The sequence below is a fragment of the Pseudonocardia lacus genome, assembly GCF_018531445.1.
Taxonomy (GTDB): Bacteria; Actinomycetota; Actinomycetes; order Mycobacteriales; family Pseudonocardiaceae; genus Pseudonocardia; species Pseudonocardia lacus.
Map to the genome: position 1 here is coordinate 1 of NZ_JAHDTH010000139.1, position 22,464 is coordinate 22,464.

Annotated in this window: 21 protein-coding genes, 4 tRNA genes and 2 pseudogenes; 16 read left to right on the forward strand and 11 right to left on the reverse strand. The window is 72.8% G+C overall.

What is annotated here, in order from left to right:
- Positions 1–139: 139 nt before the first annotated feature.
- Both KIK08_RS41155 and KIK08_RS25650 read left to right on the forward strand, forming a co-directional pair.
- Positions 140–922 carry an FAD-dependent monooxygenase gene (locus KIK08_RS41155; protein ID WP_305849611.1) on the forward strand — a complete coding sequence of 261 codons (783 nt, stop codon included), beginning with the start codon at positions 140–142 and terminating at the stop codon, positions 920–922.
- A 322-nt stretch (positions 923–1,244) separates the two neighbouring features.
- A complete protein-coding gene (locus tag KIK08_RS25650; protein WP_308257884.1) occupies positions 1,245–2,132 on the forward strand; it encodes an SMP-30/gluconolactonase/LRE family protein in 888 nt (295 codons plus the stop codon).
- A gap of 61 nt (positions 2,133–2,193) precedes the next feature.
- Here the strand turns inward: KIK08_RS25650 and KIK08_RS25655 are convergent, their stop codons facing one another.
- Positions 2,194–2,571, reverse strand: a complete 378-nt coding sequence (locus KIK08_RS25655) for a hypothetical protein (protein WP_214405817.1) — start codon at positions 2,569–2,571, stop codon at positions 2,194–2,196.
- A gap of 61 nt (positions 2,572–2,632) precedes the next feature.
- Between KIK08_RS25655 and KIK08_RS25660 the strand changes: the two genes are divergently transcribed.
- From KIK08_RS25660 to KIK08_RS25675, 4 genes and pseudogenes are all read left to right on the forward strand, one after another.
- Positions 2,633–2,935 carry a hypothetical protein gene (locus KIK08_RS25660; RefSeq protein ID WP_214405818.1) on the forward strand — a complete coding sequence of 101 codons (303 nt, stop codon included), beginning with the start codon at positions 2,633–2,635 and terminating at the stop codon, positions 2,933–2,935.
- Between the two features lie 164 nt (positions 2,936–3,099).
- On the forward strand, positions 3,100–6,489 hold the full coding sequence (locus KIK08_RS25665; RefSeq protein WP_214405819.1) for an HAD-IC family P-type ATPase: 3,390 nt from the start codon (positions 3,100–3,102) through the stop codon (positions 6,487–6,489).
- Between the two features lie 47 nt (positions 6,490–6,536).
- A pseudogene (locus tag KIK08_RS42355) lies at positions 6,537–6,804 on the forward strand (cbb3-type cytochrome c oxidase subunit I); the annotation flags it as partial.
- A 281-nt stretch (positions 6,805–7,085) separates the two neighbouring features.
- Positions 7,086–7,601, forward strand: a complete 516-nt coding sequence (locus tag KIK08_RS25675) for a cysteine hydrolase family protein (protein WP_308257887.1) — start codon at positions 7,086–7,088, stop codon at positions 7,599–7,601.
- A 126-nt stretch (positions 7,602–7,727) separates the two neighbouring features.
- Here KIK08_RS25675 and KIK08_RS25680 read toward each other — a convergent pair whose 3' ends face one another.
- Positions 7,728–7,889 (reverse strand): hypothetical protein, encoded by a 162-nt coding sequence (locus KIK08_RS25680; RefSeq protein WP_214405820.1) that lies wholly within the window; start codon positions 7,887–7,889, stop codon positions 7,728–7,730.
- Positions 7,890–8,118: 229 nt separating this feature from the next.
- Here KIK08_RS25680 and KIK08_RS25685 point away from each other — a divergent pair, with 229 nt between their 5' ends.
- The 3 genes from KIK08_RS25685 (at position 8,119) to KIK08_RS25695 (ending at position 10,822) form a co-directional block, all read left to right on the forward strand.
- Positions 8,119–8,718: a hypothetical protein gene (locus KIK08_RS25685; protein ID WP_214405821.1), complete on the forward strand. Its 600-nt coding sequence runs from the start codon at positions 8,119–8,121 to the stop codon at positions 8,716–8,718.
- 219 nt (positions 8,719–8,937) lie between these two features.
- Positions 8,938–9,141: a hypothetical protein gene (locus tag KIK08_RS25690; protein WP_214405822.1), complete on the forward strand. Its 204-nt coding sequence runs from the start codon at positions 8,938–8,940 to the stop codon at positions 9,139–9,141.
- The gene (locus KIK08_RS25695; RefSeq protein ID WP_214405823.1) at positions 9,134–10,822 is read left to right on the forward strand and encodes a GNAT family N-acetyltransferase; all 1,689 of its coding nucleotides are present in this window, start codon (positions 9,134–9,136) and stop codon (positions 10,820–10,822) included. The genes KIK08_RS25690 and KIK08_RS25695 overlap by 8 nt, the downstream gene beginning before the upstream one ends.
- 443 nt (positions 10,823–11,265) lie before the next feature.
- On the opposite strand, the gene KIK08_RS25700 is transcribed toward KIK08_RS25695, so the two are convergent.
- From KIK08_RS25700 to KIK08_RS25715, 4 genes are all read right to left on the reverse strand, one after another.
- Positions 11,266–11,589, reverse strand: coding sequence for a YggT family protein (locus KIK08_RS25700; protein WP_214405824.1), 324 nt, complete (start codon positions 11,587–11,589; stop codon positions 11,266–11,268).
- Between the two features lie 1,203 nt (positions 11,590–12,792).
- Positions 12,793–12,864: transfer RNA gene (locus KIK08_RS25705), tRNA-Val, on the reverse strand.
- A 54-nt stretch (positions 12,865–12,918) separates the two neighbouring features.
- Complete coding sequence (locus KIK08_RS25710; protein ID WP_214405825.1) at positions 12,919–13,911, reverse strand: anti-sigma factor; 993 nt, start codon at positions 13,909–13,911, stop codon at positions 12,919–12,921.
- Positions 13,908–14,468 (reverse strand): RNA polymerase sigma factor, encoded by a 561-nt coding sequence (locus KIK08_RS25715; RefSeq protein WP_308257885.1) that lies wholly within the window; start codon positions 14,466–14,468, stop codon positions 13,908–13,910. Before KIK08_RS25715 ends, KIK08_RS25710 begins: the two co-directional genes overlap by 4 nt.
- A gap of 343 nt (positions 14,469–14,811) precedes the next feature.
- On the opposite strand from KIK08_RS25715, the gene KIK08_RS25720 reads away from it, so the two are divergent.
- From KIK08_RS25720 to KIK08_RS25735, 4 genes are all read left to right on the forward strand, one after another.
- Entirely contained in the window at positions 14,812–15,240 is a 429-nt protein-coding gene (locus KIK08_RS25720; protein WP_214405826.1) for an SsgA family sporulation/cell division regulator, read from the forward strand.
- 110 nt (positions 15,241–15,350) lie between these two features.
- Positions 15,351–15,423: transfer RNA gene (locus tag KIK08_RS25725), tRNA-Gly, on the forward strand.
- An 84-nt stretch (positions 15,424–15,507) separates the two neighbouring features.
- Positions 15,508–15,579: transfer RNA gene (locus KIK08_RS25730), tRNA-Cys, on the forward strand.
- A gap of 1 nt (position 15,580) precedes the next feature.
- Positions 15,581–15,655, forward strand: a tRNA-Val gene (locus KIK08_RS25735).
- Positions 15,656–16,009: 354 nt separating this feature from the next.
- On the opposite strand, the gene KIK08_RS25740 is transcribed toward KIK08_RS25735, so the two are convergent.
- On the reverse strand, positions 16,010–17,218 hold the full coding sequence (locus KIK08_RS25740) for a cation:proton antiporter (protein ID WP_214405827.1): 1,209 nt from the start codon (positions 17,216–17,218) through the stop codon (positions 16,010–16,012).
- 175 nt (positions 17,219–17,393) lie between these two features.
- Here KIK08_RS25740 and KIK08_RS25745 point away from each other — a divergent pair, with 175 nt between their 5' ends.
- Together KIK08_RS25745 and KIK08_RS42295 are read left to right on the forward strand one after the other, a co-directional pair.
- Positions 17,394–17,684 carry a hypothetical protein gene (locus tag KIK08_RS25745; RefSeq protein WP_214405828.1) on the forward strand — a complete coding sequence of 97 codons (291 nt, stop codon included), beginning with the start codon at positions 17,394–17,396 and terminating at the stop codon, positions 17,682–17,684.
- Between the two features lie 126 nt (positions 17,685–17,810).
- A pseudogene (locus tag KIK08_RS42295) lies at positions 17,811–18,035 on the forward strand (PrsW family glutamic-type intramembrane protease); the annotation flags it as partial.
- A 91-nt stretch (positions 18,036–18,126) separates the two neighbouring features.
- On the opposite strand, the gene KIK08_RS25755 reads toward KIK08_RS42295, so the two are convergent.
- The gene (locus KIK08_RS25755) at positions 18,127–18,834 is read right to left on the reverse strand and encodes a hypothetical protein (RefSeq protein WP_308257886.1); all 708 of its coding nucleotides are present in this window, start codon (positions 18,832–18,834) and stop codon (positions 18,127–18,129) included.
- Positions 18,835–19,065: 231 nt separating this feature from the next.
- On the opposite strand from KIK08_RS25755, the gene KIK08_RS25760 reads away from it, so the two are divergent.
- Positions 19,066–19,854, forward strand: a complete 789-nt coding sequence (locus tag KIK08_RS25760) for a polysaccharide deacetylase family protein (protein ID WP_214405829.1) — start codon at positions 19,066–19,068, stop codon at positions 19,852–19,854.
- A gap of 82 nt (positions 19,855–19,936) precedes the next feature.
- Here the strand turns inward: KIK08_RS25760 and KIK08_RS25765 are convergent, their stop codons facing one another.
- From KIK08_RS25765 to KIK08_RS25775, 3 genes are all read right to left on the reverse strand, one after another.
- Positions 19,937–20,257, reverse strand: a complete 321-nt coding sequence (locus KIK08_RS25765; RefSeq protein ID WP_214405830.1) for a hypothetical protein — start codon at positions 20,255–20,257, stop codon at positions 19,937–19,939.
- 217 nt (positions 20,258–20,474) lie between these two features.
- Complete coding sequence (locus KIK08_RS25770) at positions 20,475–21,368, reverse strand: methyltransferase domain-containing protein (RefSeq protein WP_214405831.1); 894 nt, start codon at positions 21,366–21,368, stop codon at positions 20,475–20,477.
- A 103-nt stretch (positions 21,369–21,471) separates the two neighbouring features.
- Positions 21,472–22,464 (reverse strand): NHL repeat-containing protein (locus KIK08_RS25775; RefSeq protein WP_214405832.1); only part of this gene is annotated, 993 nt, incomplete at its 5' end.

Here is a 22,464-nt window from a genome sequence, read left to right on the forward strand (position 1 = left end):
TGGTGGATCTTGTGAGAGAGAACCTGCCTATCGAGGACCCCGCGTCCTGACCAGCACCACGTAGATCATCCCGAATGTCCGTGTCGCCCGCCCGGACGTTTACCTACTCGCTGAGATCACCTCACTGATCGTCGCGCCGCTGCCCGGGGGCAGGTTCCGATTCACCGGCTTCGACCCCGAGCACCAGGATTCCCTACGTCGCGACCTCACGATCGACGAGCTGCAAGAGACTGTACGGCGTATCTCCGGCACGGACTTCGACATCCACGACCCGTCATGGCTGACCAGATTCGGCAACGCCACCCGGGTGGCCGCCACGTACCGCCGGCGCCGCGTGCTGCTGGCCGGCGACGCCGCACACATGCACTTCCCGGCGGGCGGCGTCGGCCTCAACCTCGGCCTGCAGGACGCCATGAACCTGGGCTGGAAACTCGCCGCCGTCGTCCAAGGCCGCGCCGACGCCGGCCTGCTGGACACCTACCACGACGAACGCCACCCCTGGGCCGAGGACGTCGCGGAACACACCCTGGCCCAGACCGCCTTGATCAGCGCAACCACTCCGACCGGGCTGGCACTGCGTCAGGTGCTGAGCGATCTGATCACCGACCTGCCCGACCTGTCGCTGAAACTGGCTCGGCGACTCGCCGGACTGGACGTCCACTATGGCCGGACCGACCAGCACCGACTGGTCGGCGCCCGGGTGACGGCCACGGGCGACGCCTTGCTCGACGGACGCGCCGCCCTCGTCGGATCTCCTGGACACGCCATGATCGAGCAGGCCGCCACGGCCGGCATCCCTGTCCAGCCACTGACCGTTGACGCGTCAGCAGCAGTCATCCGACCGGACGGATACGTCTGGTGGGCGACCGACAACCCCGACGATGATCTTCCCGACCCGGTGGGCCGATTCGGCGGCCGTTGAGCCCTTTCCAACCTGGCTGGCGGCGGGTTCGAGCTGGTGCGGCGTGGTGTCACCGAGATGAGTGAAGCCCCTGGTAGACGGGCGATTCATTAGCACTCCAGCCATAGATCGTGATCAGTCGCTGGCGGCGCTGGTGGTAGGTTTTGACGGGCTCGGTAGGTGTCGGCGGTGCCAGAAGCTCCAGTGCAGGACGTGCGCCAGCGAGCGGGACGGGCGGGTAGCCGGATGTCTTCGCGCCCCTTGCCGACCCGACGCGAGGTCTGTCCGGCGTCATCCGTTCAGGGCTTGGAGGAACATGTCAAAGCAAACGTCGTCGACCCGCGTGCTGCTCGACGGGCTCGGCATCGGGGAAAGCCCACGCTGGCACGAGGACAGATTGTGGTTCTGCAACTGGGGCACCGACCAGATCGTCGCGGTCGACATCGAGGGCAACAGCGAAGTCGTGCTGCACGACGCTGCGGTGGCCCCGCACTCCATCGATTGGCTGCCGGACGGCAGGCTGCTGATCGTCCCCGGAAACGCCGACTGCACGGCACGATTGCTCCAGCAGGATGCGCACGGCTCCCTCACCCCCTACGGGCGCCTCGACAGGCTGCCCAGCGGGTTCAACGAGATCACGACCGACGGCCGCGGCAACGTCTACGTCAACGGCGCCGACTTCAACTTCCTGGCGTTCATCGAGCAGGCCATGAAGGACATGGCATCCGGCGACCAGACCCCCCTGCACGAGCGTCCCGACTTCGTGCCCGGCTATATCGCGCTGATCACCCCCGACGGCGAGGCGAGGCAGGTCGCCGACGACATCGCCTTCCCCAACGGCATGGCCATCACCCCAGACAACCGCACTCTGATCATCTCCGAGTCGTTCACCGGCGCTCTCACCGCATTCGACGTCGCCGACGACGGCGGATTGTCCAACCGGCGGGTCTTCGCCGACGGCCTTGGCCCGGACGGAATCTGCATCGACGCGGACGGTGCGGTCTGGACCTCGCAAGGACAGCGGGACTGCGTACGAGTAACCGAAGGCGGCCAGATACTCACCCGCGTCGAAATAGACCGCGACCCGTTCGCCTGCATGCTCGGCGGCCCCGACGGACAGACCCTGTTCATCATGGCCGCGGTCTGGAACCCCGCCAACCCCTTCGGCGGCCCCAGAACCGGACAGGTGCTCATCATCGACGCACCAGCCCCCCACACCGGCTGGCCCTGATCCGAAGATTGCCGGGACGGGGCGTGGGGCTGCTGAGCGAGGCGCGGGCTCCTGCCTGACCTCAGCGCGGAGATTGAACCGACTGAACAGGTTGAGGTCGAACGTCCCCACCGTGACCGCCATCGACCCTCCCCAGAGTCAGGCAGAGCCTACGACCACCCTGCTCGCCGGCGACCACCTCTCCAAAGCCTGTACGGGCCGCGCTGCAGCGATGGCGGTGTTCGGCTACCAGCTGGAGCGGAACCGGGCCTTCGCCCGCACCGTCACCGCCGCGGGCGGACAGGTGCTGCTCGACCAGCGGATCCGCGCGCTGGGGTGCCACCACCAGAAGCTGGTGGTCGTCCGCCGCGACCCCGGCGACCCCGGCGACCCCGGCGACGAGGTGGCGTTCGTCGGCGGCATCGACCTCGACCACGGCAGCCGCGACGACGCCGCCCACCACGGCGACCCCGCAACCCATCGCCTCCGACGACGCGTACGACCACGCCCCCCGCCACGACATGCAGGTCGAGCTGCGCGGACCGGCCGTCCGCGACGTGGAGGACGCGTTCCGCGAGCGCTGGGACGACCCCGCACCACTGGTCCGGCTGCCCTGGCACGTCGTGCCTGACCGGATCCGCGCTCTGCCCCGGACCGCCGCGCCGCTGCCACCCCCGGCGCCGGACCCTGCGGCCGCGGGCACCTGCCCGGTGCAGATCCTGCGGACCCACCCCCACCGCCGGCACCCGCACCCCTTCGCCCCGACGGGCGAGCGCAGCGTCGCCCGCGCCTACACCAAGCGCCGAGCCGGGCCCGTCGGCTGATCTACATCGAGGACCAGTACCTGTGGTCGATCGACGTCGCCCGCACGTTCGCCGCCGCGCTGCGCCGCTCACCCGGGCTGCACCTGATCGCCGTCGTCCCCTCCCCACCGACGGCGCCCAGCCGGGCACACCCGCGGCACTCGGGCAGAGCGGGGGCGCCGGCGATGGTGCACGAGGCGGGCGGTGACCGCGTCCAGGTCTTCGACACCGAGAACGACGCGGGCCGCCCGATCTACGTCCACGCCGAGCTCTGCATCGTCGACGACGTCTGGGCGAGCGTCGGCAGCAACAACCGCAACAACCGCTCGTGGACCCACGACTCCGAGCTGACCGCCGCGATCCTCGACGACGACCGCGGAAGCCGCGCACCCGCCGACCCCGCCGGCCTCGGCGACGGCGCCCGGCGCTTCGCCCGCGGGCTCCGGCTCGAGCTGATGCGCGAGCACCTCGACCTCGACGACGGCCCCGAGGCCGATGCCGCGCTGCTCGACCCGACCACGCCGCGCGGGCCGTGCGCCGACAGGCCGCGGCCCTCGACGCCTGGCACACGCGGGTGGCTGCCGGGGCCCGCGGCCACCGGGCGGCTCCGCCGCCACGCACCCGGTCACGAGCAGGCCCGGCCGACCTTGCGGCGGCGCTGGCTCACCGGCCCCGCGTACCACATGGCGGTGGATCCCGACGGCCGCGCGCTCGGGATGCGGCTGCGGCGGACGTACCGACGGTCGAGAACCGGTGGAGGAAGGCGGCGAGGGCGCGGCCTGAGGTCGGTCGACGGGACGGCTGCGCTTTGGGTGTCGTCCCGGGGCGCCGTCGAGCACGATGGGGCGATGGCCACCACCGCTGCCGGAGCCCGACCCTGGCACGCCATCCCCGCGGCGGACGCGGTGCAGCGGCTCGGGACGGACGTCGCCGACGGCCTGTCGGCGACCGACGCCGCGCGACGGCTGGAGCGCGAGGGCCCGAACCGGCTGGCCGAGGCGAAGCGGGAGCCGCGGTGGCGGGCGTTCCTGCGGCAGTTCCAGGACCTGTTGATCATCATCTTGCTGGTGGCGGCGGTGGTCAGCTTCGTCGTGACCGGGGAGTGGGAGACCCCGGTCGTCATCGCGCTGGTCGTGCTGCTGAACGCGACCATCGGCTTCGTCCAGGAGTCGAAGGCCGAGGCGTCGCTGGAGGCGCTGAAGAAGATGCTGGTGACCACCGCGACCGTCCGCCGGGACGGGCGGATGGTCAACCTCGACGCCGTCGAGCTCGTGGTCGGCGACGTGGTCTCGCTCCAGGCGGGCGACCGGATCCCCGCCGACGGGCGGCTGCTCACCTCGACCGGGCTCGAGGTCCAGGAGTCCTCGCTCACCGGGGAGGCGCAGCCCGTGGGCAAGTCGGCCACGGCGGAGATCGACGCCGACGCCGCCCTGGGCGACCGCAGCACCGTGGTGTTCATGAACACCACGGTGACCCGCGGGCACGCGGAGCTCGTCGTGACCGCTACCGGCATGGACACCGAGATCGGTCGGATCGCCGGGATGCTGCACGAGTCCGAGCCCGAGCCGACGCCGCTGCAGCGCCAGATCGCCGGGCTCAGCCGCACCCTCGCGCTCGTCGCCGGAGTCGTGATCGTCCTGGTGTTCGTGCTGGGGCTGGTTCGGGGGCAGGACTTCGCGGAGCTGTTCGTCAGCGCGGTGTCGCTGGCCGTGGCCGCCATCCCGGAGGGGCTGCCCGCGGTGGTGGCGTTCACGCTGGCCATGGGCACCACGCGGTTGGCCCGCCAGGGCGCGATCGTCAAGCGGTTGGCTTCGGTGGAGACGCTGGGCAGCACCTCGCAGATCTGCACCGACAAGACCGGCACCCTGACGCTCAACCAGATGACCGCCAGGGAGCTGCGCTTCGCCGACCGCCGCTTCACCGCGTCCGGCCACGGCTACTCCACCGAGGGGCGCATCCGCACCACCGACGGCTCCCCGCTGCCGACGACCGTCGAGGAGACGCTGCTGGCGATGGCGCTGTGCACCGACAGCGAGCTCCGCGACGGCGAGGTGATCGGCGACCCCACCGAGGGGGCGCTGCTGGTGCTCGCCGAGAAGGGCGGCGTCGACACCGCCGCGTTGCGCCGCGACAGGCCGCGGGTGCGGGAGGTGCCGTTCGACTCCGACTACAAGTTCATGGCCACCTTCCACCGCTGGACCGACCGCGACGGCCGGGAGGTGGTCCGCTGCTTCGTCAAGGGTGCCCCCGACGTGCTCGCCGCCCGCGCCGACCGCTACCTCGGCGGGATCGACGTCCACCCGTTCGACGACGACGCCCGCCGCCGCTACCGCGACGACAACGGCGAGCTGGCCGCGCAGGGCATGCGGGTGCTCGCCGTCGGCATGCAGGACTTCACCACCGCGGAAGTGGACTCCGCCGACGACCCCAAGGACCTGCTCGACCGGATCGTGCTGGTCGCGCTGGCCGGCATCGTCGACCCACCCCGCCCGGAGGCCCGCAAGGCGATCGCCGAATGCCGCAACGCCGGCATCCGGGTGCGGATGATCACCGGCGACCACGCCGTCACAGCCGGCGCCATCGCCGCCGACCTGGGCATCCCGGGCGAGGCGGTGACGGGTGCGGAGCTGGACGGGATACCCGACGACGCCGAGCTCGCCCGCCGGCTCGACCACGTCGGCGTCGTCGCCCGCGTCTCGCCGGAGCACAAGATCCGCATCGTGCGGTCGCTGCAGGCGCGCGGCGACGTCGTGGCGATGACCGGCGACGGCGTCAACGACGCGCCCGCCCTGCGCAAGGCCGACATCGGCGTCGCGATGGGGGTGACCGGCACGGAGGTCACCAAGGAAGCCGCCACGATGATCCTCACCGACGACAACTTCGCCACGGTCGTCGGCGCGGTCCGCCAGGGCCGGGGCATCTACGACAACGTCGTGAAGTTCGTGCGGTTCCAGCTGTCCACCGCGCTCGGCTTCGTGATCACCTTCCTGGTCACCTCGCTCACCGGCATCGCGGGCGGGGCGCCGTTCACCGCGCTGCAGATCCTGTTCGTCAACCTGGTCATGGACGGGCCCCCCGCGATGTCGCTCGGCGTGGACCCGGTCAGCCCCGAGGCGATGAGCAGGCCACCGCGTCCCGCCCGCGAGCGCATCCTGACCCGGCCCCGGCTGGCCGGGATCCTGCTGTCCAGCGCCGTCATGGCCGCGGGCACCGTGACGGTGCTGGCGAGCGCCCCCGGCCCGGAGCCCGAGCTCGGCGTACCCACCGTCGCCGGCACCATGGCCTTCGCCACCTTCGTGTTCTTCCAGGTGTTCAACCTGCTCAACGTCCGCGACCACCGGCGCAGCGCGTTCAGCCGCGAGACGCTGGAGAACCGCTCGGCCTTCGTCGCCATCACCGCCGTGATCGTCCTGCTGGTGCTCATCGTGGAGATGGACGTCTTGCACGGGTTCATGACCACCACCGACCTGACCTCCGGGCAGTGGCTCGCCTGCGTCGCGATCGGGTCGTCCGTCCTGTGGGTCGGCGAGCTGGTCAAGATCGGGTTGAGCGTCCGGGCGAAGCGATCCACCTGATCGCCGTCAGCGGGTGTCCGACGCCCCGGCAGGGGGCACCCTGCCGGATGGACCCGCGGTGCGGCTGCGGGCAGCGCGAGCCGCCGCCGAACGGCGCGCCCGTCCCCGGCGCGACGTCCGGTCAGGGGTCCACCTTCCTGAAGATGCTGCGGACCACGGATCCGAAGGACATCGCGATCCTGTACCTGGTTACGTCCTTCGGGTTCTTCCTGGCCGGCGGGGCGATGGCGCTGCTGATCCGCGGCGAGCTGGCCGTGCCCGGGGCTGCAGTTCCTGTCGAACGAGCAGTACAACCAGCTGTTCACCATGCACGGCGCGGCAGGATTTCGGCTCGGGGAAGTTGGGGACCAGCGGGTCGGCCGGTGACCACACGATCCGCTCGGGTGGGACTCCGGCAGGAGCTGCGGCGCGCCTGCCTCTTCGATCGTGGCGCTGTGCGGGCGACAGTTCGATACTCGATGGCCGCCCACGAGTCGTTCCCGTACCGACCCGACCGTCCCCCCAGTAGGAGGAAGAACGTGCCCGGACCGACCACCCTGCGCACCCTCAGCGGCCTGCCCGACCGACCTGCCCCGCTGTCCGCCTCGACCCTGGTCATGATCGACTGTCAGAACACCTACACCCGCGGAGTGATGCGGCTCGATGGCGTCGAAGCCGCCCTCGACCAGGCCGCCGAACTGCTCGACCGGGCGCGCTCCGCCGGAGTCCCGATCGTCCACATCCAGCACGACGCCGGCGCAGGCTCGCCCTACGACGTGCGCGAGGAGATCGGCCGGATCGTCGACCGCGTCGCCCCGCGCGACGGCGAACCGGTCGTCGTCAAGAGTTTCCCGAACGCCTTCACGGGCACCGACCTCGCCGACCGGCTCGCGCCGGGCAGCGACATCGTGCTGGCCGGGTTCATGACCCACATGTGCGTCAACTCCACCGCCCGCGGCGCCTTCAGCCTCGGCCACCGGCCGACCGTCGTGGCCGGTGCGACGGCGACCCGGTCGCTCCCGGGCGTCGACGGCGAGGAGATCTCCTCGGCCGCGCTGCAGGCCGCCAGCCTCGCCGCGATCTCGGACCTGTTCGGCGTCGTGGTCCCGACGGCCGCGCAGATCCCTGAGTAGGAGGCGGCATCCCGGATGCGCGGCGCCTCACCGGAGGCCGGCGCGGCGGCGCACCCACGTCGGCGGCTGGCCGCACTCCGCGGCGGGGAGCACGGGCAGACCCGGTTCCGGTTCTGACCGGCGCCGTCAGCCCGCCAGCACCGTCGCCGCGAGCGCCATCCGGTGGTCACGGGTCCACAGCGGCCCGAGCGCCCTCCGCGGACCGTCGAGCACCTCACCGGCCCGCGCGCCCAGCACCGTGGCGGCCCGGCTCTCGACGTCCTCGCCTCGAAGAGGTGCACAGCCCACCCGCGGGCCAGCGCCGCGTCGTCGAGGACCTGCCGGTACATGACCGGGTCGCGCGGGCCTCGTAGGGCACGCGCCGCTGGGTGGCGCGATCGTCGGGGGAGCCCGGCGGCCACGCCCGCAACGACAGCGACGCGATCGACCCGCCGACCACCCCTACCTCGGGCTCCAGGTCGTCCAGGCACTGGCGCTGACCGGTCGGTTCCACGACGCCATCGCCCAGGCGAGCACGATGTGGGGCAACTGGCAGCGGGACGGTTCGCCGGCCCGCGAGTGGCTGTCGCCGCACGCGGCCGCGGCCGCCCTCGCCCACGGCATGCTGGGCGAACCGGAGCACTCCAGGATGTGGCGGACGCGCGCCTGCGAACTGGCCCGGGTGGACGACCCGGCGGACTCGGCGTTCCTCGCGGCCGCCGCCGCGTTCGTCGACGCCCGGGTCGCGATCCACGCCGGCCTGCTCACCGAGGCCGCCGAGCTGGTGGACCGGGCATGTGCGACCTTCGGCCGGCCATGGCACGAGGGCTACGCCCGGGTCACCGGGGCCGAACTGGCCGTCGTCGCGGGTCTACCGGACGCAGCGGAGCGGCTCGCCGGCGCCGAGCGCTACGGCCCGGAGAACGAGTGGGCCGCGGCCTGCCTGTCGCGGGCCCACGGCCGCCACGACGGCGACCCGGCTGCCATCACGACCGCAGCCGCCGGGTTCGAACGGATCGGCGCCCGCGCCGAACGTGCCTGCACACTGCTGCTGTTGCCCGACCGGGCCGACGAAGGCCGCGCCGAGCTGCGCCTGCTCGGTTGCGCACTGCCCGGCGAGCCGGTCGAGCGGATCTGACCACGCAGGACCTGCCGACCCGACAGCCTCGCTGCTCGCCCGAGCAGTCGAGTCGGGGCAGCACCGGCGGAACCGACCCGACGACCGGCTGCGCGGTGGGCCAGTGCTGAGCCGGTGGTGAGCCGGTGGTGAGCCAGTGGGCGGCACGGATGTCCCGTCGGCCCGCCCGGTAAACGGTGGTGCCGTCCGGTCCACCACCGACCCGAGGACGTGAGCACCATGATCACCACGTCGTACCTGATCGGCGATCTGGCCGCCGACCGCATCCGCGCCCTGCACGCCGAGGCCCGCCGGCTGGCCCGGCCGGACCCAGCGGTGCAGCGGACCGCACCGGTCCGGTGGTGGCGCTGGACACGGCTGCGTGCCTCCGACTCGCAGTCGCCGCACGCGCCCGACCTCCGCACGAAGGATTCTCGTGGGTGACGCCGGCGCCAGGGATCACGACCTCGTCGGTGATGAACGGACCGGGGCCTTCCGGAGTTCGACGCTGGCGGCGGAGTTCACGTCACTGGCCGACCCGGTCGTCGAGTCGGCCTGGTCGCGGCTCCAGCGGGAAGGCCATGTCGACTCGCCGTTCCTGAGCTGGCAGTGGTACTCGGCGATGCGCGACTGCCCGGAGCTCTGCGCGGCGGTGACGGTGCTCGCCTGCTGGTCGGACCGGGAGATCGTCGGCCTGCTCCCCCTGGAGCGCGCCACCCGCAACGGCCTGCGGGTGGTGGGGATCGCGGGATGGCAGTGGGCCGGGCCGGATCACGCCGAGGTCATCGGCCCTGCGGCGAAGCGGGTGGCCATCGCGCGCGCCATCCTGCAGGCACTGCACCGCGACCGCAGTTGGGACGTGCTCGACTTCGACGGCATCCATCCGGACGGAGCGCTGGCGACCGCGTTGCCCACCGTGCTCCACGCCCCGCACTTCGTGCACCGCTCGGCCGAGCCGCTGCCCATCACCTACGTCCCGCTGGGCGGTCGGATCCTCAGCCCGCGCGCCCGCAAGCGGCTCGGCAAGGACCTGCGCCAGGTCGAGGCGACCGGCGGCAGGTTCGAGAAGGTCACCAGCCCCGACCGGTTCCCCGCTCTGCTGGAGGACCTGATGGACATGCACGTGGCCCGATTCGGGTCGAGGTCGCAGGTCTTCAGCACCCCGGCCCGGCGCCGTTTCCACCACCTCGCGGCCCAGCGCCTCGGATCAGCGGGAATGGCCAGGATGCACGTCCTGCAGGTCGGCGAAACGGTCGCCGCGGTGAACTACACGCTGGCCTGGCGGGGCACGATCCTCTACTACAGCAGCGGGATGCGCCCCGACATCGCCGCGAACCCCGGATCCACGGTGCGCGCGCTGTCCATGATCGCCGCGGCGGACGACGGCTTCACCGAGGCCGACCTGCTCCGCGGTGAGCACAGCTATAAGGGCCACTTCGAAGCGGTCGTGCGCAACGACGTCCGCAGGCGGGTGATCCGGGTCGGTCCACGGGTCGTCGCCACCGCTGCCGTCCGTACGGCTCGGGGGGCCGTGCATCGGATTCGCGGCGTGGAGGGCGTCCCGTCGGTCGCCGAGCAGCCGACGCGGACGTCGGCCCGTCTCGTCCGCAACAGCCGACCGGCGGCTGTTCGACCAGCGTCCGCATCCCTCAGACCGATCCACACCGCTCAGCGCGCCCCGCGACCGACGGCGTCCGACTCGCCTGGAGGCAGTGTCATGTCCTCGTTCCCCGCTCTGGCCCACGTGGCGGTCACCGTGACCGACCTCGAGCGCAGCGCCCACTGGTACACCGCTCTGTTCGGTTCGGAGGCGGTACTGGACGAGGACGAGGCGGTCGGCGGGTTCCACCACACGGTGTACCTGCTCAGCGGCGGCCAACTGTTCGGCTTGCACAGCCATCCCCGCAGCGACGCGGGCGGTCCGTTCGACGAGAGGCGCACCGGTTTGGACCACGTGTCCTTCGCCTGCACAGACCGCTTCGAACTCGAGCAGTGGGCTGCTCGGCTCGATGAGTTGGGAATCGCACACGGCGGGATCGTCGACGCGCACTACGGCTCGGGCGTCTCGTTCCGCGACCCGGACGGCATAGCACTGGAGTTCTTCGCCCCGCCCTCCCGGACCTGACCCGATCCAGCCGGTACCCGCGCCCGCCTGCCTCGTCGGGCTGCTGATCGGCCTGACGGCATCGGGTCTACAGGTACTGTTCGCACCCGAGGTCCACGACCGCCACGTGTACGTCCTGGGCGTGACCAACCATCCCGATGGAACCGTGGACCACCCGGCAGGCCCGCAACCTCCTGATGGAGCTCGGCGACCAGGCCGATCGCTTCCGGATCCTCATCCGCGACCGAGTTGCGCGCCGACCCATCGTCACCGCTGCCGAACGCGGCGCGAAGGGTGGCTGGCCCAGGTGGACAGCGAGAGTCTGCGCTGCACCGTGTCTCTCGTTGCCCGCAAGTGGACGACTACGCCGACCAGGCCCGGACGCCCCTCGATCCCACCCGGACCACACCGGGCGGGTCACCGCGACAGCCCGTGACGTGGGTGAGCCCGTATCGGGGGTTCGCTCAGAGGCCGACCAGCACCGTCCGCAGCAGCAGGACCGCGACGAAGACCAGAATGAGCGCCAGGTCCACCAACTTCGAACCGACCCGCAACGGCGGCACCACCCGGCGCACCGGCTTGAGCACCGGCTCGGTCAGCGCGTGCATCGACAACCGGCCCGCCAATACCCAGTTGTTGCCGCGGCGGCCCCGCCCGGTCCGGCGCGGTGCGATCGCGAACCCGCCGCCGGGCGTCAGCTCGCCGACCAGGTCGAGCACCGTCCGGACGACCAACAGGATTTCGACCACCAGTAGAACGAACCCCGCCAGCCCCACGATCACGACCATCGCCGGCCTCCCCACCCGACATCCACTATGCAGCGTCTCGTCGACCAGGTCTCGGGCCAGGACGACGCTGCGCTGGTCACAGCGTGGCGGTCCACGTCCTTCCAAGCCGGACCCGAACTGCCTTCTGGCCGGCGCGAGCAGGACAACGACCGCAGCTACGGCGTACGCGAGCTTCACCGACGTCCCTTCGGCCCCCGTTGGCTCCGATACGGCTTATGCGCAGCGAAAACCCGACATCCACTACTGATCGCCGAACTCGCCGCCGGCGTCTCCGCCAACCGCCTGGTCGAGCACTCCAGCGGTTCCACGATGGGCGCCTACGTCCTGCTGTCCCTGCTCACCGGCGCCCGCACCGAGGAACTACGCGCCCTGACCTGGAGCCACGTCGACCTGATCGGCTCCCCCGCACACCGACCCGCCGGTCCTGCCCCACATGATGGTCTGGCGCTCGGTCCGCGCCGGAGGCGACACCAAGACCCGCACCTCCCGACGCACCCTCGCCCTCCCCCGACGCTGCGTCGACGCCCTCCGCGAGCACCGCGACCGCCAGGCCACGGCCCGCGAGCGAGCCGGTGAGCGATGGGCAAACCACCACCTCGTGTTCACCACCTCGGTCGGCACTGCACTGGACTCGGCCAACGTCCGCCGCGGCATCCGCCGCATCGCCACCGCAGCCGGGCTCACCGGCAAAGACCTGGACACCGCCGGAGCTGCGGCACAGCTTCGTCTCCCTGCTCTCCGACGACGGCGTACCCGTCGAGCAGATCGCCCGCCTCGTCGGCCACGCCGGCGGATCCACGGTCACCGAGACCGTCTACCGCATGCAGCTGCGGCCAGTCATCGACGAAGGCGCGACCGTCATGGACCGCGTCTTCGGTGAACGCCGCACCGCGACGCCCCGTCCCGAGCCCCCAGAACAAGGCCCGCAGCTCGGCTGACTCTGGGCTACGGCCCACCCGCTACGACTTCGCGGGGGACCTCATGGCGCGCCTCCACGCGGCTCCAAGACGAAGCTGAGGCCCACCCGATGGCTCGAGCCGGGCGGCCCGAGGGTCCCGAGAAGGGCTTCCGTCCAAGCACGTCCGCAGGCAACCGTGGCTGGCCGAGCCCGTAGTCAAGCAGTTAGGTCAAGCAGCCCGCCCGACACAGAGAAACGGCCCGGTCTGAAGCTCCGCTTGGAGCCTCTGACCAGGCCGTTCGCTGTGGGCGATACTGGGATCGAACCAGTGACCTCTTCGGTGTGAACGAAGCGCTCTCCCCCTGAGCTAATCGCCCGCTGCAAGGAGAACCCTACAACACGTCCCTCTGGCCGCTCGCACCCGTCCCCGGTCACACCGTGACCTCACCGATGGCCACGACCTCGGTCGGGGTGGTGGGGGCGGTGCGGCCGGGTTCGAGGGAGATGGCGTACTGGGCGTAGGTGTCGGTGGTGGCTCCGGCGCCTACTTCGCGCGCGCCGGGGTCGGTCGGGACGACGTCGAAGGTGCCGAGGGCCGCGGGGGTGCCGGAGGCGTCGAGGCCCCAGAGGACGTAGATGTCGCGTTCGGTGGTGTTGGCCGGCAGGGCCAGGGGGAAGACGCGGCGTTCGCCGTCGGCCACGACGACCGCGGCGAGGGTGGGGCCGTTCTGGCCGAGCAGGGCGTACCTGGTGTCGGGGCGGCCGAGCTGCTCGAGGAGCTCGACCAGGCCGCGCGACCGGGCTGCCTCGGTGTCGCGCTGCTCCTGCAGCTGCGCGGCCTGGGCCACTTCGGCGTCGCGCTGCTCCTGCAGTTGGGCGGTGCGGACGGCGAGGCCGCCGATTGCCAGGACGCCGACGAGGGCGACGGCGGCCGCGACGAGGCGGCGGCCGCGACGGGACAGCCAGGAGCGCCGGGGGCCGGGTCCGGAGGGGCCGGGCGGGCTCGACGGGCCGGGGCGGGACGGGGTCGCCTCGGGGCGGCGCGGAGGGGTGGCGGCCGGGCCGGGGGCCGGGTCTTTCCGGGAGTGCGGGGAGGACCCGGACGCGGGCTCCGGGGTGGGGACCGGGGTCGGGACCGGAGAGGCGGGCTGGACCTGCGTCTGCCGGGGGCGGCCCTGGGCCTGGGGGGTATGCGCGACGCGGGCCATCAGTGAGGCCCGCAGCGACGGCGGCGGGTCGGACTGCTCGACGGCGCCACCCATACGGGTGAACACACCCTCCGCGTCGGCCACGACCGTCCGGCACGACGCGCATTGGGGCAGGTGACGCAGGACCTGGATCTCCTCGGCGGGTTCCAGGGCGTGCAGCACGAAGCCGACCGCCTGCTCGTTCATCGGGCACTCCTCCTCGGCGGCCGGGCTCATCGCGCACCTCCTGATACGTCGGAGGAGGTGTCGCCGAACAACGGGCCGAGCACTCTGCGCAACCGCTGGATGCCGGTGAACATCCGTGACTTCACGGTCCCGAGCGGCACACCGGTCAGTGCGGCCACCTCTCTCTGGGTGTATCCGCCGTAATAGGCGAGGGCCAAGGCCTGCCGCTGTTCGGCGGGCAGGTCGCTGAGGGCGCGGCGGACCTGGCCGGCCTCGACGGCACCCAGCGCGGCCAGGTCGGCTCCGGGTCCGGTGGGAGCGGACCACTCCTCGCCGTCCTCCGCGGCGGGCACAGTGCGCTTGCGGATCGTGCTCTCCCTGCGTACCGCGTCGACCGACTTGTGGTGCACCAGTGTCAGCAGCCAGGTCCCGAACGGGCCGCGGGCGGGGTCGAACCGGCGGGGGTCGCGCCAGAAGGCCAGGAACACCTCCTGCACGACGTCCTCGGCGAGGCCCTCGTCGGCGCAGATCCGCCGGGCCAGTGAGTAGGCCGGACGCGAGTAGCGGTCGTAGAGCTCACCGAGGGCGGGTTCATCACCCTGCGTCACGCGACGGACGAGTCCCTCATCGATCGGGTCCGGTGCGCGACCGGTGCGCGAGCGAGGACCCGACACGGCCGGCCGCTCGGGCCTGCCTGGTGAATCATCGGCGACTTGGGCCACCAGCGGGATCCTCACGTCTCGTCTTCGCAGCTCCGCTGCGTCCGGTTCACCCTAGCCGTCGGCAACTGCACCCCGTCACCGCGTGGAACGCAGAGCGACGCGCTACCCCGAGAGAGTGACATCAAGGGGTCATCCGGGGGGTCCTTGCAGCTCTACCCGTCACAAAATCGCGACGCCGTCGTTTCTCTGCATGACGAACCACGCGGGACCCCATGAAAGAGGACGTACGATGCGCGACGAGCACACGGTCATCTGCTCACCGGCGGTGTTCGAACTGATCGCCCCCGACGCGCCGTCGGTGCCCGTCAAGGTCGACCTGACCTACACCAGCCGTGATCCCTACGCGGTGCAGGCATCCTTCCGCACCGGCAACGGGACCGCGGTCGACTGGGTGTTCGCCCGCGACCTCCTGCACGACGGGCTGATCGCGCAGGCCGGCACGGGGGACGTGCGCGTCCAGCCGATGCCCGACGACGCCAGCCGCGTGCAGCTCGAGCTGTCGTCGCCGTCCGGGCACGCGGTCTTCACGACGTGCGCGCAGACCCTCGGCGACTTCCTGCACCGCACCTTCGAGGCCGTGCCGCCGGACACCGAGTACTCCTGGCTCGACTTCGACCTCGCCCTGTCCGGCCTGCTGAACGACCCCGCGCGGGACTAGGCGCAGGTGGGGGTGGTCGACACGCGCAACGAGGGGGCCGGTTTGAAGCCCCCGAGGGCCCTGCGCTAGAGTTCTCCCATCAACAACACAGCAGCGGAAACGCTGCGAACGCGGACGTAGCGCAGCTGGTAGCGCGACACCTTGCCAAGGTGTAGGTCGCGGGTTCGAACCCCGTCGTCCGCTCGGAGATACCTCGGGCCCCGTTCGACCTTCCGGTCACGCCAGAGGGGGGCTCGCGGCAAGCGTGGCCGCTCCGGGGATGTCGGCGGCGGAGTGGCCGAGTGGCTTAGGCAAGGGCCTGCAAAGCCCTGTACACGGGTTCGATTCCCGTCTCCGCCTCGGGTGATTAGCTCAGTGGGAGAGCGCTTCCTTGACACGGAAGAGGTCACTGGTTCAATCCCAGTATCGCCCACCACGGAACGGCCTGGTCAGCGGCTCCTAGCGGAGCTGAGGACCGGGCCGTTCGCTCGTTCCGGGTCGGTCTGCGTGGCCAACTGGGTGACCACGCCCGCGGAGTCCACAGGTGGGCATCGAGCCCTGCATCCCGAGCGATGCGCCGGAGCCCGCGACGGACGTTCGCCGGGTCGAGTGGCGTGCCGACCTCTGACGCGAAGACCAGGTCGTGCTCGACCCACCGCTCACCCGCGGCCGTCCGGGCTGGCTGCTGTCGATCACGATGTTCCCGCAGGGCGTCGACGCACCGCTCGGGCACACCGAGCAGGGCAAGCCGGACCGCCCGTTCATCCGCAGGCCGGCCCGCGCGGCGCGGTCAGCCCTCTGCGGCCCGGCTGGGCTCGGGCTCGGGTTCCGGTCGGAGCCGGTGCAGCGCGACCGCGATCGTCGGCAGCACGAGCACGGTCAGCACACCGGCGCCGACCAGCGCCGCGGCGTTCCCGGGCAGCATGGTGCCGTTGCGCAGGCCGATCTGGGCCAGTGCCACCAGCAGCGGCAGCGCCGTGGCGGTGATCAGTGCCACCTGGACCCGGCCGCGCGGCGGCAGGACGCGCCGGTACACCAGCAGCGCGGGCAGCCCGCGGACCACCACCAGCAGCACCGCGAACAGCAGCAGGAGCAGCGGCGCCGAGGCGATCGAGCGCAGGTCGATCGTCATGCCCGAGTACACGAAGAACAGCGGGACGAAGAAGCCGTAGGCGATCACGTCGAGCTTCTCCTCCAGGACCGGGGCCCCGTCGCCGGCCCAGCGGCGCAGCACCATCCCGGCCACGAACGCCCCCAGCACGGCATCGAGGTGCACCTGGTCGGTGACCGCGAGCAGCAGGACCAGCAGCAGCACCGTGGCGCGCAGGGTGATCTGGTTCGTCTCGTGCTGGCGCTCGGCGACCACGCGGGCGATCCGACCGGCCCGGCGCAGCAGCCGGGGTAGCGCGCTGAGCAGCACGGCGATCGCCGCGACGGAGGCCAGCGACGCCAGCGCCACCCAGCGGTTCGTGGCCCCGAGGAACAGCGCGATGGCCAGGATCGGCAGCAGCTCGCCCACCGCCCCGCCGGCCAGCAGGTAGCCGCCGAGCCGCCCGCGCAGCAGGCCGGCGTCGCGCAGCACCGGCAGCAACGTGCCGAACGCCGTGGTGGTGAGCGCGATGGCGACCGGGACGTAGGCGCGCACGATCCCCAGCGCATCCAACCCCGCGACGATCCCCAGTGCCAGCACAGCGCTGACCGCCCAGGCCAGCAGGGCTCTGCGGCCCGCGTCCCGGCGGACCAGCCGCTGGTCGATCTCGTAACCGGCCAGCAGGAACACGAACCCCAGGCCCACGTCGGCCAGCGGTTGCACGGCCCGCGGATCGGCCAGCGCCATGGCCTGCGGCCCGATCGCCAGGCCCCCGGCCAGCAGCAGCACCACCTGGGGCACGGCGATCCGGGGCACCAGCCCGAGCAGCAGCGGCGCGAGCACCGCGACGACCGCCACCGCGAGCAGGCTGTCCAGGATCTGACCGACCCCCACATCGTCCACGATCATGACTTCGACCGCGGCCCCCGCCGTGTCACGCGGTCGCTCGCACCGGCGGGTCCGTCCTTCCTGAGGGGTCGCCGCGACCACGGGAAACGCGCGGTTGGAGCCGGGTTGGAGCCCGCGGACCGAACCTGTGCCCGAGACGAGACCGGCCGATCCGGCCGCGAACCCCGGAGGACCCATGACCCGCCACGCCAGCGCCCCCGGCCACCCGCCCCTCCCTCCACCGGTCCGCGCCCCGTCGGGGCTGCGCCGGCACGGGTGGCTCGCCGTCCTGGTCGTCGGCGCGGCCCTGTTCTACGCCGTCGTGCGCACCATGGTCGGTACCGACAACCCCAACTTCGTCCCGTCGGCGATCCTGCTCGGGGCGGCCGTCACCCCCGCCGCGCTCGTCGCGTTCGTCTACGGGCGCCGCCTGCCGTACCGCGTGAGCCGGCGGCGTTCGCCGCCGCGGCCCTGCTCGGCGGCGTGATCGGCACGGTCGGTCTCGCCGGCGCGCTGGAGTTCGACGTCCCGCGCGACCTGGGCTCGCTGGACATAAGCGGGGGTCGGCGTGATCGAGCAGGCCGGCGAGCTGCTGGTGCCGCTGGCCGTGCTCGTGCTGCTCCCCCGCTGCCGCACGCGCGCCGACGGCCTGCTGATCGGCGTGGCGGCCGGCGCCGGGTTCGCCGCGCTGGAGACGATGGGCTACGCCTTCACCACGCTGGTGCGGTCGCGGGGCGACGTCGCCGACACCGTCGACGTGCTGCTGCGCGGGCTGATGAGCCCGGCCGGGCACATGGCCTGGACCGGCATCGCCGCCGCCGCGCTCTTCGCCGCGGCCGAGGCGGGCTGGACCGCCCGCCGCGCCGCCGGGTTCCTCGGGGCGTTCGCGCTGGCCGTCACGTGGCCGTCGTGCACGTCGTCGGGCCGGCTCAACTCCCGGGAGCACCCGCCCCCGGCCCGCTCGGCGGGTCGGGGGCGGCGGTGCGCCCGGCGAACAGGTCGACCAGCGGGTCCCAGCAATTTCGCCTGCCTGCGGGGAACCGCGCCCGGGCCCGGACGAGCCGGGGCGAGCCCGGCCGGTAGAACCGGCGTGCCCACGGCGAGCGCGGACGGGCCAACCGGACGGCGCCCAGCAGCGCCAGCAGCGGGACGAACACGCCGAGCACGCCGAGCAGCGCGCGCCCCTTCAGGATCGCGACGAGCACGAACAGCATGTCGACGGCCAGCACCACCGAGGCGACGACGCGGCCGGCGCCGGCGTCGTCGTCGAACGGGGAGAACCCGAGGAGCAGCAGCACCCCGACGACCACCGCGACGAGCACGGCGTCCACCGAGCGGCGGCCCTCCGGACCCCAGTACACGTCGTCGAGGCGCAGCCACAGCGCGAACTCGTCCAGGGTGAGCGCGGCGCCGACGCCGAACAGCACGGCGAGCACCTCGAACCACGGGCTCCCCGGGCGGTAGGTGAGCTCGACCAGGCCGACGCCGAGCAGCAGGAAGATGCCGTAGACCTGGTGGTGGACGTGCACCCCGCCGACGGTGGTGTCGCGGAAGGGACCGCGTCCGGCCAGGATCAGCCGCGTGACCAGCCGGGTGGCCAGGAAGGTGACCAGGAAGGCCGCGAGCGTCCACGCCACGATCGGGCGGTCGATGGTGCCGATCGTCGTCTCCTCGGTTCGATCTGGCGCGTCCGGCGCACGGATCGACCGTCGCAATCCCGGCACTGCCGTGGCGCACGTCCATGCTGCCCCGTACGGAGCAGCGGGTGTGCGGAACAGGATGGAGCCCGCACGACCGGCGCGTCTCCCCGATCCGGGCCCCCCGATCAGGTACATCTCGTCGTGGGGCCGACGGCGCGGAGGTGCGGGATGCGCGGACCGACGCACTTCGAGATCCGGGCCTGTGCGCTGGCGCTGCTGGTGTACGGACTCGCCGTCCCGCTCGTCCCGGCGGGTACCGCGCCGCCCGCGATCCCCGTCGCGGCACCGGTCGTCGCTCCTGACGTCGTGCCCGCCGCGGAGGCGGCCGGCTCCGGGCCGCCGGCCGCGGTCGACGAGCGGCCCTCCCCGGTGCCACGGGTCGTGTACGAGGTGGTCGACGCGCCCGCCCTGGCCCGGACCGTCGCGCTCACCTTCGACGACGGCCCCGACCCGCGGTGGACGCCGCAGGTGCTCGACCTGCTGGCCCGCCACGGCGCCGTGGCCACCTTCTGCCTGCTGGGCGAGAACGCCGCCCGCCACCCCGACCTCGTCGCGGACATCGTCGACGCCGGGATGCGGTTGTGCGACCACAGCCGGACCCACGAGCTCGACCCGGCCGCGCCGCAGGACGGGCTGGCCCACGACGAACTCGTCGAGCTCGCCGGCACCGGGGTCGAGTGGTTCCGCGCGCCGCGCGGTGAATGGTCGCGGGCCGTGCAGGTGGCGGTCGGCGCCGCCGGCATGCGGCCGCTGGGCTGGAGCGTCGACTCCCGCGACTGGACGCGGCCCGGGACCGGCGCCATCGTGCGGCAGGTGCAGCAGCACGTCCACCCCGGGGCGGTGGTGCTGCTGCACGACGGCGGCGGACCCCGCGAGCAGACGGTGGAGGCGCTGGAGGAGCTGCTGCCCTGGCTGGCGGCGCAGTGCTACTCGACCGCGTTCCCCGACGGCCGCTGACGTCCACCTCCCGGACGACCACACCTCCGACCGGCCGGGTCGAGCCGGCTTCGCGCTCCGGGCGCGGCGGGCTGTGCTGTCGTCACCCCGCGGCGGCCGGGGTGACGACCACCTGGCCGTCGCCCTGGCCGTGCCCGTCGCTGCCGACGCGGCAGGTGATGGCCGAGTCCGTCATGCCCTTCGCCAGCACCGCGACCGGTGCCGGGTGGTGCCCGGGGCTGGAGCGCGGCGGCCTCGGCGGCGGGTTCGTCAGCCGAGTCGGTCGCCGTGTCGAGGCCGGCACCTCCGCCCTGTTCCTGCTCAGCGAGCAGACCCAACTCGACCGCATCGGCGCCTGTTCGAACGCGAGTTCGTCGGGCCGCTGCTCGGCCTCCTCGACGGGCACCAGCGGGCGGCTCTGCACTACGCCTTCGCGGCCGACGGCGAAGCGGTCCGCGGGCCGCTCCGTACCGTGACCACGGCCCCGGACGCGACCGTACGACCTCGGACGTCGAGGACCAGAACAGGCCTTCCACCTGCGGTTTCCCGCTGCACGAGCGGACGTGGCGCCTTCTGACACGGACGAGGTCACCGGTTCGATCCGAGTATCGCCCACCACAGAACGGCCTGGTCAGCGGCTCCTAGCGGAGCTGGGGACCGGGCCGTTCGGTCGGTGCGGGCCGGCGCCCCCAGGCCGAGATCAGCGGCGCCAATGTGAGGTCGAGCAAGCCGGCGTCGATGGCGGCCAGGTGCGCGTCGATCTCGGCGTCGTCGGTCAGCCCGGCCGCGAGCAGCTCGCCGCGCACGTGCCGGATGGTCGCCGCCTCCAGCCGGTCGCAGGCCGGCCCGCCGACCGGGAAGCAGCCCGCCGCGGCGACGTCCACCAGGCCGGCTTCCCGCAGTGCCCGCGGCAGCGTCCGGCCGAAGCGCAGGTCCGCGCCGCGGCGCGCCAGCAACTCCCGGACCGCGTCGCGCAGCCGGTTGGCGCGCCGCTGCGCGGGGCCGCTGTCGTCCAGGCAGGCCAGCGGCTGCAGCGCGGTGTCGGCGTCCTCGACCAGCAGCCAGCCGCCGGGACGCAGCGCTGCGGCCATCGTGGCCAACGCCCGGGCCCGGTCGGGCACGTGGACCAGCACGAGCCGGGCGTGCACCAGGTCGAACGTCCCCGGCTCGGGGGGCGGATCGGCGGCGACGTCGTGCCGGCGCACCTCGTACCCGTCGCCCGCCCCCAGCCACGCCGGGTCGATGTCCGTGGCCAGCACGTACCCGGTCGGGCCGACGGCCGCCGCCAGCGCCTCCGGGACGCTGCGGCCACCGGCCCCCACTTCCCAGCAGCGCGAGCCGGCGCCGACGCCCAGTCGGTCGACGTGCCCGCGCGTCACGCCGTCGAACAGCTCGGCCAGCCGGACGAACCGCTCGCCCGCCTCGGCGCGCGCGTTGTCCAGCAGGTACCCGCGGGCGGGAGCGGACTCCTCACCGGAGGCGGTGGTCCCGCTCGTCGGATCCGGTCGGCCGCCGACGCGGGGCGAGGAGGTCACCACCGCATTGTCGACCTCCCCGGACCCCCGCTCCAGCACGGCGGACGAGGGACATCTCACCCCCGGCAACCCCGCACGGCAGCGCCTCCGGCGACCGCGCCGGTCAGTCGGCCCGGATCCGGGTGACCGTGCCCTCGTCGGAGTTCGTCACCCACAGCACGCCGTCGACGAAGAGCATGTCGCCCAGGCCCCGCCCGACGCCCGTCACCGCCTCGCCGCGCGTCTCGCCGCCCCAGACGTCGAGCCGGCGCAGCTCGTTGCGCAGCGGGAAGGCGACCCAGATGCCCTCGTCGTCGGGGGCGAACAGACTGCCGCCCTTGAGCGGGATGGGGTCGCCGACGACCCGGGAGCGCTCGTCGATCGGCGTGACGCCGTCGGCGGTGCCGACGTAGATGACGCCGTTGTAGACCTCGATCGCGACCGGCTCACCGGGCAGCGGGACGGGCTCGCCCAGCACCTTCTTCGCGACGCCGTCGATGGTGGTCAGGGCCCGGTCGCCGGTGTCGGCGACGTAGAGCCTGCGCTCGCCGAGCCTGCGGTCGCCCCAGGCCAGGTCGACCGGGTCGGCGCCGACCTTGACCGGGTTGCCGTCGACGGAGCGGGTGCGCATGTCGATGCGGCTCACCGTGTCGTTGGACGCGTGGCTGAGCCAGAGGTAGCCGCCGCCGGTGGCGATGCCGTCGATCCGCCGGCCGACCTCGATCGGCTCGTCGACCTCACCGCTGCTGACGTCCACCCGGGTGATCGCGTCGGGGAAGTTGCGCACCCACACCGAGCCCTCGTCGACCGCCAGCTCGTCGGGCGAGCCGCCGACGTCGATCTGCCGGCTGGTGCCGGCCGCGGGGTCGATCCGGGAGATCGTGCCGTCCGAGACGTTGGCCGACCACAGGAAGCCCTCGCCGGCGTCGATGTCGATCGGTTCGCGCCCCACCGCGATGGGTTCACCGATGATCTCGCCGGCCGCGGCGGGGGGCGCCGGCACGGGTGCCGGCGGGGGCGGCTCCTCGCGCCCGAGGACCGTGGAGGCGACCACGGCCGCGGTCGCCCCCACCGCGACGACGGCGACCGCGAGCCCCAGAACGGCGCCCCGCCGCCG

Bases quoted from the DNA above. Each gene is read 5' to 3' on its own strand.
- KIK08_RS25660 (WP_214405818.1), top strand. From the start codon at position 2,633: ATGCAGGTCGAGCTGCGCGGACCGGCCGTCCGCGACGTGGAGGACGCG.
- KIK08_RS25665 (WP_214405819.1), top strand. From the start codon at position 3,100: ATGGTGCACGAGGCGGGCGGTGACCGCGTCCAGGTCTTCGACACCGAG.
- KIK08_RS25675 (WP_308257887.1), top strand. From the start codon at position 7,086: ATGATCGACTGTCAGAACACCTACACCCGCGGAGTGATGCGGCTCGAT.
- KIK08_RS25685 (WP_214405821.1), top strand. From the start codon at position 8,119: ATGTGGGGCAACTGGCAGCGGGACGGTTCGCCGGCCCGCGAGTGGCTG.
- KIK08_RS25690 (WP_214405822.1), top strand. From the start codon at position 8,938: ATGATCACCACGTCGTACCTGATCGGCGATCTGGCCGCCGACCGCATC.
- KIK08_RS25700 (WP_214405824.1), bottom strand. From the start codon at position 11,589: ATGGTCGTGATCGTGGGGCTGGCGGGGTTCGTTCTACTGGTGGTCGAA.
- KIK08_RS25710 (WP_214405825.1), bottom strand. From the start codon at position 13,911: ATGAGCCCGGCCGCCGAGGAGGAGTGCCCGATGAACGAGCAGGCGGTC.
- KIK08_RS25720 (WP_214405826.1), top strand. From the start codon at position 14,812: ATGCGCGACGAGCACACGGTCATCTGCTCACCGGCGGTGTTCGAACTG.
- KIK08_RS25740 (WP_214405827.1), bottom strand. From the start codon at position 17,218: ATGATCGTGGACGATGTGGGGGTCGGTCAGATCCTGGACAGCCTGCTC.
- KIK08_RS25745 (WP_214405828.1), top strand. From the start codon at position 17,394: ATGACCCGCCACGCCAGCGCCCCCGGCCACCCGCCCCTCCCTCCACCG.
- KIK08_RS25760 (WP_214405829.1), top strand. From the start codon at position 19,066: ATGCGCGGACCGACGCACTTCGAGATCCGGGCCTGTGCGCTGGCGCTG.